This is a genomic window from Pararhizobium arenae, assembly GCF_001931685.1.
Lineage (GTDB): Bacteria > Pseudomonadota > Alphaproteobacteria > Rhizobiales > Rhizobiaceae > Pararhizobium > Pararhizobium arenae.
In genome coordinates, this window is sequence record NZ_MOOY01000001.1 from 650,023 (window position 1) to 663,333 (window position 13,311).

Below are 13,311 nucleotides of genomic sequence, written 5' to 3' on the forward strand. Positions count from 1 at the left end.
TGAAAAGCTGGCGCTAGCGCCGGCTTTTCTATTGGAATTCGAAAATGTTGCGGAAGACGCCAGGCGCGATGATGGACAGGGGATTGATCGCAAGGTTCGGCTTGTCGAACGGCCCGGTCAGCTTGAATGTAATACCCAGCAGTCCGCGATCACGACCATTGCCCAGAAGCGTGCCGATGAGCGGCAACTCCCCGAACAGGCGGTTCAACCCGTAGGCCGGCATGAATGTGCCCGTCATCGCCATCAGCCCGTTGCGATCGCGCAGGACCCCCTGGAACGTGGCTCCGATATCGACACCCCGGACAATGCCGCCATCCAGCGCGATCACCCCCTGATCGATCGCCAGATTGGCATAGCCGCGCTCGAACCGGGCGGAGCGGACATCGATATCGCGCTTGACCGCCTGGTTGAGACTTCTGCCGTCCGAACCGGTCGGGGTTGAGACGATCGATTGCAACCGGGCTTCGTTGATCAACGAAAATTTGCGGATATCGATGCTGCCGCGCCACGAATCACCACCCCTGTCGCGAAGCTTCACGTTCAGGAGCCCGCCCCGCATGTTGCCGTAGAGATCGGCAAAGCGCGCGAGGGCGCCGGCGTCGCCACTCGTCAGTTCGAGCGTATTGTCCGGGCCGCTTGCCACCAGCCGCGCCACGACGGCCTGCCCGGTCTTCGTCACGGCCGAGAGGTTCAAGGCATCGATCTGACGCCCGCGCGCCGCATAGCGAAGATCAAGGTTTGAGAGCGTCTCGGAATGAAAGCCGCTGACGACATCCAGTTTCGCGGCAATGGACACCTTATTTCCGCCACTGCTCTTGCCGCCCGTGGAGGATTTCACGCTCGCAAGAATGGGCCGGAAATCAGCTGCGCGTCCCGTCACGTTCACGTCATACCCGGGCTCGGTACGCCGGATCGAGACACGGTAGTCATCGTCGGCGGCCAGCCGAACCGACCCGAATTCACCCTTTCGCAAGCCGCCCTTGTCGACATCGATCGCACCGATCACGCCGAAGCCGTCGCCCTTGAGCACCAGGTTTTCGATACTCGTGACACCATCGACCGTTTTGGCGGAAAAATCCAGATCGGCGCCGATTCCCCGCCCCTTCGACCAGCCGATCCATGGCAGGTTCAGCGAAGCGTCGCCCAGGTCGGCAGATACGGTCTGGACGCCCTTGTCGTTGATGTCGATCTCGACGCCCACGACGCCGCCGATGATAGCGGACAGGCCCGGTGCGAGTTTCTTGATGGTTTTGTCGTCGAGCTTGCCGGAAATCAGGCGCTGGCGCTTTATCGTGCTGCCGGCTCCGATCGGTTCCACCACATCGAGTTCCATCGGGTTTCCGTCGATCTCAGCATCGGATTGCAGTTCGGCCTTACTTTGGTCGATCCGCAGCGTGCCATCGAGCGCCGTGATTTCGTGCCCGGCCACCGGCGTCTTGAGATCGACACCCTCCAGCGTGATTTCGGCCTGCCACTGCGGCGGCGGCGGGCTCTGGGACTGGAGGAGGCCGAAGCGCGCGCCCACCGTCGCCGTTACCGGGCCGGACAGGTCCTCTGCCTTGAAAGGCGTGCGTTGCAGCGCCTGCATCGGTCGATAGCTCGAAAGCTCCGCCAGCGCGTCGGCCGACCCGGAAAGATCGAGCCGCATCTCCGCCATGAGGGGCTTTTCGTAGGTCTTGGGAATGACGAAATCACCCCCGTTGAGCGTGACGGAACGGCCCGTACCGAAATATGCAGTACCGCCCTTGATGTCGATCTGCATATTCTCTCCCTTGAGCGCGAAAGACGCCGCGGCGTCCCTCAGCGGCGGGATATTGCCGGCGACATTCATGCGCGCGTCGGCAAGGTCGAAGGAGATCGCCAGTTCCTTCGCATTGAGATTGAGCGGGCCGACATTTCGGGCGATGCGCCCCTCGGGCAGGAACACCTCGATCTTGCCGTTTGTCGCCGTGCCGCCGAAAATATTGGCGACAACCCATTTGCGGGCCGTCTTCGCAATCCACCAGGGCCAAAGCTGCTTGACGGCGGACGACTGTATTTTATCGGTAACGGCGACGAAACTCAGTTGCGGTGACGTTTCGCCGAATTTCATGGCCAGGGAGCCGGCAACGGATCCCTGCGCACTGGCGACTTTCAATTCGTCGAAAACAAGGTCGTGAACCTCGGACAGGAAGACACCGCGCGCCTTCGCGTCGAAAATCAGCGGGGGTTCGCTGACGTCCTCCGGGGAGGAGCTTGCCCCCTGAACGAGAAGATCGATCGCAAAGCCCTTGCGCGGGTCCGCATTGACCTGATCCAGATCGATGATCGCTCCGGAGAAAGGAAACACCGAACGGCCGACGCGAATGGTCGATGGCAATATCTCGACCGAACCGCGCTTGAAGTCATAGGCAAGGTTGATGTCTGACGGTTTCAGCGACGAGGAAAGGCCGCCCGCTTCGAAAATGCCGGCCTCCGTCAGCGCATTGAGTTCCAGGCTTGGCGCGGCATCATTCGCGCCGCGCACCGCCTTGATCGTCAGGCTCGCATTGCTGTCGATGCCAAAGGCCGCTTCGGTATCGGTCGCCGCGCGATGCAGCAGAGCCTGCAATGGAAAACCGGACGCGGTTCCATCCAGTCGGTCGATGCTTCCCGACCGCCCGGTCGCGGCGAGTTCAAGCCTCGCCTTGGCTCCATCGATATCGAAGGCGCCTTGGATCCGCATCGAACCATCGGCAGCCCGCGAAAAATCGAGCGTTTCGATGATCACCGGAACGGTTCTCTTGCGCGGCCCGACGAAGGACAACCGCATATCGGCAACGCGAACATTTTGCGTGTTGCTGCGCGCAATGAGTTGCGAGATCGAATTGACCTGGTCAAAGGCGGCCTCAAGCCCCTTACCCGCGTTGTTGATCCGGATGCTGGTGAGGTCGATCGGCTTGCCCTGGGGCAAGAGGGCCGAATCAAGCATTGCCCCTTCCGCCTCAATCCGCTGAACCGCGACCCTGCCTGTCAGCAATGCGAGCGTATCGAGCTCGATGTAGACAGAGTTGGTGGTAATCAGCCGCTTGCCGGACACTTTCTCGACAAGCGTCACATCGCGCGCCTTGAGCGTCAGGGCGCCGTTGCCGGTCATCCGCAGAACCGTGCCAGCGACCTCGGCGCGATAGGCATTCCCGAGGGCCGAATTCAAGGCAGCTGTTGCGCGCGCGTTCAAAGGCCGGTCGATCAGCCCGCCTTCGACCGCGAGCAGAATCAGCATCACAAGCGCAAGCGCGAACGTGCAGAAACCGAGGAAAACACCAGCAGTCATGTGAAGACCGCTGCGACGCGACGGAGCGTGGACAATGCACGGGTCGTGCGCCTGCGCCGAAGGCAGTTTGTGAAGGGGGACTATATCGCCCTTGCCGAACCTGACTTTTTCGCCGCGGATGTCGCTCATCGGCGCAGGGTGCCCCCGTCAAGCAATCTCTGTCCAGTCATAAGTCTCGTTTTCCTCGCCCGTCTGCCCGAACGCCGAGGAGCACGGTAGATCAATATCGAACAGGCTCTTGAAGGCACGCCCCGCATATCGGACGGACGCCTGCTGCACGTCAAGCCGAAGCGGCCCGACGAGCGCCTCAATCAACGACTTTGCCTTGCTATGCCATCACAGCGGTCACAAGACCGTTCCCGGACCGCACGAGGGCTTTACGTGCCGGATACGCGCCGCTAAATCCGGAGCGGCTGCCTATTATGGAAAATGGACAAAAGCGAGGTCGTTTCATGGCAAAAGTAGCAATGGGTGACAAGGCTCCGGATTTCAAGCTTCCGCGAGACGGCGGAGCAACCGTGGCGCTATCCGATTATGCCGGACGGTGGCTGGTTCTCTTCTTCTATCCAAAAGATGACACCAGCGCCTGCACCGCCGAGGCGGTGGATTTCAGTCTCAGGATGAAAGATTTCGCGGCGCTGGGCGTCGATGTCCTGGGGCTGTCGCCTGACCCGGTGAAGAAGCACGACAAATTCGTTCGGAAATACGAATTGGTCACGCCGCTTGTATCCGACGAGGAAAAAGCCGTTTGCGAAGCCTACGGCGTCTGGGTGGAAAAATCGCTTTACGGACGCAAATACATGGGGGTCGAGCGCACCACGCTTCTGATCGGCCCCGATGGAACGGTCCGCAGGATCTGGGAGAAGGTCAAGGTTCCCGGCCATGTCGATGAGGTTTTCGAGCAAACGAAAACCGAGGTGGACGCTCATCGCTCATGAGCGACCTTCCCCGCATCCACAGCCTGCGCGACGGCGCAGCCAAGGCGATCGCCGCTGCGGATCTCGATGAAAAAACGGCGCTTGCGCAGGAAACTGCGCGGCGCTGGGAAAGTCGCACGCTGTCGCTTCGCTCGCCACTCGATCTGGCGGTCCCGGATCGTCCGGGACGACCGGAGCGCCCGGAACTCATCGCTCCGACCAAAATGGTGCGGCGATCCCTCAACTCGACGCGGGGACGCATCGCCCTTCTCCACTCCATCGCCCATATAGAACTCAACGCCGTGGATCTGGCGCTGGATATCGTGGCGCGGTTTGCGTCGGAAAAAGTGCCGAACTCCTTTTTCGACGGCTGGATGCGGGTAGCCTTCGAGGAGGCAAAACATTTCCGGCTCGTCCGGCAACGGCTGCGCGAACTGGGGGCAGACTACGGAGACATGCCGGCCCATGACGGCTTGTGGCAGGCCGCTCACGACACCAGAAACGACCTGACGGCGCGCCTCGCCGTTGTACCGCTCATCCTCGAAGCCCGTGGCCTCGACGTGACGCCGGCACTTCAGGCCAAGATGCGTGAAGCCGGCGACCTTAAGACAGCCGCTGTGCTGGACGTCATCTATGAGGACGAGAAAGGCCATGTTGCGGTCGGCGCGAAATGGTTCCGTTTCCTCTGCGCGCGCCAGAAGAAGGATCCTGCCGCAGCCTTTCAGGCGCTGGTGCGGGCAAATTTCCGCGGTCCGCTGAAGGCACCCTTCAACGACGTCGCACGGGCCGAGGCCGGACTGACACCGTCCTTCTACCGTTCGATGACCGCCTCGACGAATATCTGAAATCCGCCGAGCCAAGCCGCTTCCGTCGCACGGAATGAGTGGATTTAAAGGCTTTATTAACCTTAACAAGCTCTAATCGCTCCCATCAGAAACGCAGTCATGCGGCGAGGGCGATCAGGTGTCAGGGCGGGCAGAAAATCGCGTTTTCGGCAGGAAAGCCGAAAAACACATCCTGATCCTTGCAAAGGGCGACAAGGTCCGCCACGTCACGTTCCAGCCCTGGATGGCCGCTCTTTCGGTCAGCCTCATCTCCGCCTTGAGCATCGGCTATTTGGCCGCCACCTCCTATCTCGTGCTGCGCGACGACCTCATCGGCGGCACGATGGCGCGTCAGGCGCGCATGCAGCACGAATATGAAGACCGGATCGCCGCACTGCGGGCGCAGGTCGACCGCGTCACCAGCCGTCAGCTGCTCGATCAGCAGATCGTGGAGGAAAAGGTCGAAAAGCTGCTAGAACAGCAGCTTGCCCTTACCTCGCGTCACGGCAAGCTCGGTTCGCTGCTCGACCGCGCCGAAGACGCCGGCGTTTCCGCTTCCGAGGATCAGGGGACAGCACCTGCTATCAACGCCTACGAAAAGCGCGCTGACGCCGCCGGTTCACGCGGCCTTGCCGCGATCGAACGGCTGATGGGCATCGCCAAGGACGATCAGCCGTCCACCACCGTTCCCGTCCCGGCCGCGCTTGCCTATGCGCCGACCGCCGCACGCGAATCGACCTCCGATCGCGCCGACCGGCTTTTTTCCCGCGTTACCCTTTCGCTCAAGGATATCGAACGCGCGCAACGCATGCGGGTGGAAAACCTGACCGAACAGACCGACCAAGCCGCCGACGAGATCGCCGCCATCCTCTCGCGCACCGGCATTCGCATGACCGACCCAGCGCCGTCGCCTGAAACCGCCGCAAGCCTTCCGGACGAGCCGCAGTTGGACATCGGCGGCCCCTACGTCGCCCCGGAAACCGCCGCGGATTTTGACGCATCCCTGGTCGCCCTGGACGGTGCGCTCGGCAGGCTTGAAGAGATGCGTAGCCAGGTAAAGAAATTGCCCTTCGACAACCCCTCCCCGGCGAGCGACATCACGAGCCGGTTCGGCAATCGTCTGGATCCCTTTCTCGGCCGGCTCGCTCTGCACGCCGGCATCGATTTTCGTGCCGCGATCGGCACGCGCATCTCCGCAACGGCTCCTGGAACCGTCATCTCCGCCGGCCGAAACGGAGGCTACGGCAACATGGTTGAAATCGATCACGGCAATGGCGTCACGACACGCTACGCGCATCTGTCCAGCATTCTCGTGAATGTCGGCGACCATGTGAAGGCTGGCGAGGCCATTGCAAAGACAGGCAACACCGGCCGCTCGACCGGCCCTCACCTTCATTACGAAGTCCGCTTGAACGGCGAGGCCGTCGATCCCATGCGCTTCCTGATGGCCGGTCTGAAACTGGAAAAACTGGTGAACTGACACCTTGCAGCGCCTGCCGCGCATCACGAGACACGATGCGCAATGCCGCAGTTGCCGCGCCAAACCTTAAAAAGCATGACGAAATTACTTCTTTTTATTGACCGGGCAATCAATCAAATGCCCGGTTTTCTTGACTTTGTTCCGTATTCAGCCTAAGAGCCCCCACAACGCGCCCCAAGAGCGAGCGCGATTTCACCAGTGTTCTCCCGAACCGGAACGGAAACAGATTTCCAATTGACCACGTTTTCTGATCTTGGCCTGAGCCAAAAGGTACTCTCCGCAGTCACGGATGCGGGCTATACCATCCCGACGCCGATCCAGGCAGGAGCCATCCCGCCGGCCCTCAAACGTCGCGACATTCTCGGTATTGCACAGACGGGTACGGGCAAGACAGCTTCCTTCGTGCTGCCGATGCTGACGCTCCTCGAAAAAGGCCGCGCGCGGGCTCGCATGCCACGTACGCTGATTCTCGAGCCGACCCGCGAGCTGGCCGCCCAGGTTGCCGAAAACTTTGAAAAATACGGCAAGAACCACAAGCTCAACATCGCCCTCCTGATCGGCGGCGTTTCGTTCGATGAACAGGATCGCAAGCTCGAGCGTGGCGCGGATGTGCTGATCTGCACTCCCGGCCGACTGCTCGATCACTGCGAACGCGGCAAGCTGTTGATGACCGGCGTCGAAATCCTTGTGATCGACGAAGCGGACCGCATGCTCGACATGGGCTTCATCCCCGACATCGAACGCATTGCCAAGCTTATCCCCTTCACGCGTCAGACCCTGTTCTTCTCGGCCACGATGCCGCCGGAAATCCAGAAGCTGGCCGACCGCTTCCTGCAGAACCCGGAACGCATCGAAGTGGCGCCGCCGTCCTCGACGGCAAAGACCGTCAGCCAGCGCTTTGTCGCAACGCATTCGAAAGATTACGAGAAGCGCGCTGTGTTGCGCGATCTCATCAAGGCACAGGAAGAACTGAAGAACGCGATCATCTTCTGCAACCGCAAGGTGGATGTCGCCGATCTGTTCCGCTCGCTGGAGCGTCATGGTTTCTCCGTCGGCGCGCTTCATGGTGATATGGATCAGCGTTCGCGCACGACGATGCTTGCCAATTTCAAGGACGGCAATATCCAGCTGCTCGTCGCATCCGATGTTGCCGCCCGCGGCCTCGACATCCCGGACGTCAGCCACGTCTTCAATTTCGACGTGCCGATCCACGCGGAAGATTATGTTCACCGCATCGGCCGCACCGGCCGCGCCGGCCGTTCGGGTGCTGCGTTCACGCTGGTCAGCAAGCGCGATACGAAGTTCACCGACGCCATCGAGAAACTCATCGACCAGAAGATCGAATGGCTGAACGGCGATCTGTCCAGCCTGCCGGCCCCGATGGAGAGCCACGACAGCGGCAAATCCGAACGCGGTCGCTCGGAACGCGGTCGCGACGGCAAGCGCGGCAGGCGCAACGACGCCTCCAGTCACAAATCGGACACCAAATCAGACGATATTGCGCTCGCAAACGAAGCAGCGGTTACAGCAAAGGCGGAACCCGTGAAGACAGAACGTAAGGCAGATACCAAGCCGCAGCAGAATGCGTCTCGCAATGCAAATCGGCATGCATCTGCACCGCATGCTGCCAACGATGACAACCGCGATCGCCGCAACCGCTACCGCCGCGATCACGATGACGGCCCGACGCCGGTCGGCTTCGGCGATGACATTCCGGCTTTCATGCTGATCGCCGGCAAGGCCTGATCGCGACATCCTGCCGGTTAAAATAATGGAACCGTCCGTGCGAAAGCGCGGGCGGTTTGTTTTTACGGGGCGTGGCAGGACGCTCAGCCACCGACCACCACAAGAGCGGTGGTCAACGGCCCCTGAGCCGTGTGGCTCCAGAGCTGGTATGCGATCACCGTACCAAGAATGGCGGACCAGATCGCAAAATCTCCAAATCGAAAAAGCGGCTCTCTCATCGTGGTTTCCTCTAGATGGGCAACAGCGTTGAGAGGAATATGCGCCTGATTGTTCACCTTTATAAGCCCATGAACAGTGAACACTGCATCCAGTATTGAACAATCGAGATCGACGGCTGGGAAGCCGGTGACCGCCTCTCAAAATCATGGTATGCTCGTCGCTTGAACCCAGCGAATGCGATGTTATGGAGGATAGCGATGCATTACAGCCTGCAGTTCTTTAGCTGGACACCGCACGAAGGCGTGCATCAGGTCGGCTCGATTATCGAAGTCAATGCGCTCAACCCGAAGCTCGCCGCAACGGCGCTTCTGGGCGTTCGCCTTGATGACGCCGGTGCTGCGCGCCGGCTGGCCGTGCGCGTCTGGAATGACAGCGACGACAGCAAGGCGGATTGTACCTGTTATTACTACCATTAGGCGAGACGTCGCTGATCGCTGCAAACGTCATCCTGTTGAGCTACAGGCAGGAGCGGCGGCGCTATTTCAACTGCATAGCCGGGCCTCACTTCGTTTTAGGACTTGCGGAACACAACTGGAACAGATAGTGTCTGTTCTTGATTTGTTTCCGCGATTCCGGAGTGAACCGTTATGCTGACCCGCAAGCAACAGGAACTGCTGCTTTTCATCCACGAGCGGATGAAGGAGTCCGGCGTCCCACCGTCGTTCGACGAGATGAAGGACGCGCTCGATCTGGCGTCGAAATCCGGCATCCACCGATTGATAACGGCGCTGGAAGAGCGCGGCTTCATTCGCCGGCTTCCGAACCGGGCACGAGCGCTGGAGGTCATCAAGCTTCCGGAGGCCTATTCCCCCAGTTTGCAGCCGAAGCGCGGCTTTTCACCGAGTGTCATCCAGGGAAGTCGCGACACGCCGCCACCCGCCCCCAAGGCGCCGCAGCCGCTGCTCGACGGCAACTCCGTCAGCGTGCCCGTGATGGGGCGGATCGCCGCCGGTGTTCCCATTTCCGCGATCCAAAACAACACGCACGACATTTCCGTGCCCATGGAAATGATCGGCTCTGGCGAACACTATGCTCTTGAGGTTCGCGGTGATTCGATGATCGAGGCCGGTATTCTGGATGGAGACACGGTCATCATCCGCAACACGACCAGTGCCAGCCCCGGCGAGATCGTGGTGGCCCTCGTCGATGACGAGGAGGCAACGCTGAAGCGCTTCCGCCGCAAAGGCGCGTCCATCGCCCTTGAGGCAGCCAACCCGGCTTACGAGACCCGTATTTTCGGCCCCGACCGCGTCAAGATTCAGGGCAAACTCGTGGGACTTATTCGCCGTTATCACTAGGATCAATCGCCGTTCAGTCCAGCCCGTTGCGGAAATGGTTCTTTTTCGCACAGGCTCGCGGCGTGCTCCCGTGCGAGCATCGGAATCACGGTTAAGTGCTGTTCGAGACCGCATAGTCTGAATGTCGATGGGGCTTGAGTGGCCCGCGGCAGCCGCCATTGGCGGCCTCAAGTCTCGGCAGGGCTGAGGCGATTTTCGCTTCGCTTAAGGGTTTTCAGGTCCTTAACCAGAACATCTGCCGGTGGGACGCAGCCATGGATTGGGAAAAAAACCAGTTTCACCCCCCTACCCCCTTGCGAATTGTCTAGGATGATTCTAAACGCTCGCAACGGCCCGGGTTTGACCGGGCCAGTGAGGCCTCGTGGCGGAGTGGTGACGCAGAGGACTGCAAATCCTTGTACCCCGGTTCAATTCCGGGCGAGGCCTCCAAACTTTCTTTCATCACAAAAACAAATGATTAGCTGCGGTTCTCAGGCGGGAGACTGCCGCGCTGTTATGAACGTTTTGACCGGTTCATTATGAACGCCCGTTGGCGTTCTGTTCCGCGGGTGGACCATGGCAGAATATCAACCGCTATATCGTTGGCGTCCTACTTGGCCCGGAGAGACCGGGCTTAACGGCGAGCCGTTGCAAGATTTCCTTGGCCTTGATGGCGACGTGCATATCGGTCGGATCCGGCTTGAAAATGCCGGCCCAAAGCGTGCTCAATGGCAATGGTCAGGCCAGGGCCCGCGGGTCAAGGTGAGGCGGCCAATGCCACATCAGGGATACTCGCCGACAGCGCGAGAAGCTTCGCGCATGGTAGAGGAGTATTATCATACCTTGATGCGGGCCGATTGACGACGGGGAAGCAAAGATGTCGGATGAAAACGGCGGCGCCGTAGCAACCGCCGGCATGCACTATGCGCCAAAGTGCTGTGTGGCAGGATGCGGAAAATGGGGGATCGCTGGTTTCGCGTCGAGCAAGAATGTCGAAGCCCGGTGGTGGTGCTGGGAGCACTATCCGTTCAAACAGGATTCAGCATCTGCATAGTCAAAGCTGGCCCAGGAACTGAAACAGGATGTATCCCGCCACCAGAAGTGACGCCACGACGGTGGTGGGGATCTGAGGCTTAGCCGCTTGATGAAGCACTTTCGCCTTGGACTTGGTCATGGCGCGTTATCCTTCAGCTCGTTCCTGCGGATACGAAATGCCTTGAGGATGATCTCGACGATGATCACCCGCCTACCCCCATGATAAAACCCCCGACCGAAGCGGCTTGTTCCCCAACATCGATCTGCCCCAGCGCCCAGCGGAACATCGGCACGCCGATCGGTCCCAGATAATAGGCCGTGACCGCGCCGACGAAAAGCTTTCTCAGCGCCGGCAGGACGCCGGTCCATTCCATTGCCACACTGACCGCCGATCCGGCTATGCCAGCCAGGGCGAGTTCACCATTCTTGCTCGCAAGCCATTCCCAGAAGCTCATCGACCTTGCCCTTCAATCGCGCCCACAGCTTCGACCAGCGCGCCATGGCGCCGGCCGCAGTCGCCGAGCTCGGCTCGGTCCTTGGCCCATAGCCGGGCCATCTCGTCGGAGTAGAGCGCACGGTCGGGCAGTTCCTGCGCCTTGGCACAGGCCTGCTTCAACGACGCGGGGATTTTCGCGAGCTCCATTGTTTTATCGACCGATTGGAGCGAGCTGGTCGCGCACCCGCTTAGACACGCCACTATGGCAAGCACTGATGTCCGCATTCTGTGCCCTTTCGGCTTGCAACGCCTTTTCCAGATCGGCGAGTTGGATGGCTTGGTCGGTCTGCTTGGCCCAATAGTCGGCCTCGATCCGATCAATAGTCTCCTGTGCGGCGCGGCGATCAGCTGCAAGCTTGATTTCGGCGCGGCGCTGTTTCTCCTGCCACGCCAATCGCTCGGACAGTTTTCCGTCCTGATACGCGCGATCGACGCGACCAAACGCCAGGTCGGATATGACGGGCACATATTCGACATGAGGGATGGATTTCACGAGAGGGACGCCCTCATAGAAAATGAAGACGCCCAAGGCGATGATGCCTTGCAGGCCCAGAAAGCGGAACGCAGCCATGACGGTCGGCATCAACATCGGCATGGCTCAGAGCTTCTTAGAGACTTCGTTGCGAAGCTTCTTGCCGCACATTTCGGCACCGACGATGTGCGGTTCGAACGCCAGTCGCGTGAAATCCCATTTACCCTTTTGCTGGATGCCGAGCGTATGGCTGCCCCACGCAGCGGCACCGTTGGGCAAGTCGATGCGCTTGGTCCACATCACCTCGCTCAGTCCTGCCACGTCCCGGATAATCTGGTCCACCGCCTCGGTCTGAGCCGCACCTACCTCCGCGCGAGCGCCGACCGGCTCGATGTGCCACGGCTCGTTTCCGAGTGGGAATGTCATGCCAAATTTGCCAGCATTCTCGTGCACCCACTGGCGGACGTGAGCCGGCGCCTTGTCGAGGCGCTGACCGTTCCACGCGAGGTCGGCGGCGCGGCCATGGTTGTGCTGCGACCCCTTGGAGCCATGCTCACCAGGCGGCGGCGCGACCCACTTACGGGCCTCTGCGACAGAGCCGTACTTCTTCACCGCGGCATCAAACAGTTCCTTCTGTCGCTCGACCGTGCGTGTGCCCGAGAAGATTTCCAAGCCATCGGCGATTTCGGGAGGCGCTGATTGCATCAGCGCGGTAAGCCCGGTTTGCATTTCGGGCACCATGCCCGTGATGTGCTCCGGGCCATGACCGCGCAGCTTGGTTTCCAGGAACGCAGTTGCCGTGCTGACGTCTTCGTTTTCTTCGGCAGGACGGGCAGCGGCGTCCTTATCGACCGCTCGGAAAGGATCATCATTCGCAGCAAGGCCGAGCGGATCTTGTGCGACGTACTCGTCATCCACCAATATCCCGCGTGCCTGCGGCTCACTGCCCGTCGCCTGCCCAGTCGATCGATAGAACGTGTGGCCGCCAATTTTCTTCGTTGCCGGCATAGTCTTGGCCCAGGCGGGGCTCACATAGTCCGCGTGGAAATGATCAGCGCCGTCGGTCGGGTCTTGCAGCGTGCCGTCGAACACGCCCTGCAGGATCTTATCGGCCTCGCTCCGGATAGCAGGGTCACGCTGCGCTCTCCGCGAACCCTCGCGTGGATTTTCGTAACCCTCGAACTGCGATGGCTGGCGCACGACTTCAGCCGGCGAAATCCCGCGGATCTTGGCGCGGTTCTTGATCGTCGATGCAACGGCCAGCATACCCTCAGGACCGTCGCCGGCCGCTTCGGCGATGACGGTATCGACGATGTCGTTCCAGTCTTTAGCATCGAACGACGAGTTCTTGCCAATCACGCGTGCAGGCTGCGGCTGCTGCGGAGTGGCAGCAACTGGCATCGTCTCGATCTTCGGCGCAAGCCCTCCGCCGCCCAACAGGCCTAGCGGGTCTTTCCACTCGAAGCTTTCAGAATTGCTGCCGAGACCGACGACGATTGGGGGCATGTGGCGGCTCCTGAAGAAGAAGCCGCACGTCATGCGCGGTCGATGCG

General features: G+C 60.5%; 12 protein-coding genes and 1 tRNA gene. 7 read left to right on the forward strand and 6 right to left on the reverse strand.

Annotated elements, in window-relative coordinates; translation table 11 throughout:
• Positions 1-28: 28 nt before the first annotated feature.
• The gene (locus tag BLX89_RS03185; RefSeq protein WP_075289153.1) at positions 29-3,421 is read right to left on the reverse strand and encodes a YhdP family protein; all 3,393 of its coding nucleotides are present in this window, start codon (positions 3,419-3,421) and stop codon (positions 29-31) included.
• A gap of 323 nt (positions 3,422-3,744) precedes the next feature.
• On the opposite strand from BLX89_RS03185, the gene BLX89_RS03190 reads away from it, so the two are divergent.
• The 4 genes from BLX89_RS03190 (at position 3,745) to BLX89_RS03205 (ending at position 8,259) form a co-directional block, all read left to right on the forward strand.
• Positions 3,745-4,230 (forward strand): peroxiredoxin, encoded by a 486-nt coding sequence (locus BLX89_RS03190; protein ID WP_075289154.1) that lies wholly within the window; start codon positions 3,745-3,747, stop codon positions 4,228-4,230.
• Positions 4,227-5,054, forward strand: coding sequence for a ferritin-like domain-containing protein (locus tag BLX89_RS03195; protein ID WP_075289155.1), 828 nt, complete (start codon positions 4,227-4,229; stop codon positions 5,052-5,054). The genes BLX89_RS03190 and BLX89_RS03195 overlap by 4 nt, the downstream gene beginning before the upstream one ends.
• Before the next feature lie 118 nt (positions 5,055-5,172).
• Positions 5,173-6,513 carry a M23 family metallopeptidase gene (locus BLX89_RS03200; protein ID WP_075289156.1) on the forward strand — a complete coding sequence of 447 codons (1,341 nt, stop codon included), beginning with the start codon at positions 5,173-5,175 and terminating at the stop codon, positions 6,511-6,513.
• Positions 6,514-6,747: 234 nt separating this feature from the next.
• The gene (locus BLX89_RS03205) at positions 6,748-8,259 is read left to right on the forward strand and encodes a DEAD/DEAH box helicase (protein ID WP_075289157.1); all 1,512 of its coding nucleotides are present in this window, start codon (positions 6,748-6,750) and stop codon (positions 8,257-8,259) included.
• Positions 8,260-8,342: 83 nt separating this feature from the next.
• Here BLX89_RS03205 and BLX89_RS25305 read toward each other — a convergent pair whose 3' ends face one another.
• Positions 8,343-8,477, reverse strand: a complete 135-nt coding sequence (locus BLX89_RS25305; RefSeq protein ID WP_280950553.1) for a hypothetical protein — start codon at positions 8,475-8,477, stop codon at positions 8,343-8,345.
• 198 nt (positions 8,478-8,675) lie between these two features.
• Between BLX89_RS25305 and BLX89_RS03210 the strand changes: the two genes are divergently transcribed.
• The 3 genes from BLX89_RS03210 to BLX89_RS03220 all read left to right on the forward strand — a co-directional run bounded on the left by BLX89_RS03210 (position 8,676) and on the right by BLX89_RS03220 (position 10,205).
• The gene (locus BLX89_RS03210; RefSeq protein ID WP_075289158.1) at positions 8,676-8,894 is read left to right on the forward strand and encodes a hypothetical protein; all 219 of its coding nucleotides are present in this window, start codon (positions 8,676-8,678) and stop codon (positions 8,892-8,894) included.
• A gap of 171 nt (positions 8,895-9,065) precedes the next feature.
• On the forward strand, positions 9,066-9,776 hold the full coding sequence (gene lexA, locus BLX89_RS03215) for a transcriptional repressor LexA (protein WP_075289159.1): 711 nt from the start codon (positions 9,066-9,068) through the stop codon (positions 9,774-9,776).
• 355 nt (positions 9,777-10,131) lie between these two features.
• A tRNA-Cys gene (locus BLX89_RS03220) sits at positions 10,132-10,205 on the forward strand.
• Positions 10,206-10,993: 788 nt separating this feature from the next.
• Here the strand turns inward: BLX89_RS03220 and BLX89_RS03230 are convergent.
• Genes BLX89_RS03230 through BLX89_RS03245 form a run of 4 tightly spaced genes read right to left on the reverse strand, consistent with a single transcriptional unit; the run spans position 10,994 to position 13,264 of the window.
• Positions 10,994-11,245, reverse strand: a complete 252-nt coding sequence (locus BLX89_RS03230; RefSeq protein ID WP_075289161.1) for a hypothetical protein — start codon at positions 11,243-11,245, stop codon at positions 10,994-10,996.
• A complete protein-coding gene (locus tag BLX89_RS03235) occupies positions 11,242-11,433 on the reverse strand; it encodes a hypothetical protein (RefSeq protein WP_075289162.1) in 192 nt (63 codons plus the stop codon). The genes BLX89_RS03230 and BLX89_RS03235 overlap by 4 nt, the downstream gene beginning before the upstream one ends.
• A gap of 4 nt (positions 11,434-11,437) precedes the next feature.
• A complete protein-coding gene (locus BLX89_RS03240) occupies positions 11,438-11,881 on the reverse strand; it encodes a hypothetical protein (protein ID WP_198935113.1) in 444 nt (147 codons plus the stop codon).
• Between the two features lie 3 nt (positions 11,882-11,884).
• A complete protein-coding gene (locus BLX89_RS03245; protein WP_075289163.1) occupies positions 11,885-13,264 on the reverse strand; it encodes a cell wall hydrolase in 1,380 nt (459 codons plus the stop codon).
• Positions 13,265-13,311: the final 47 nt, after the last annotated feature.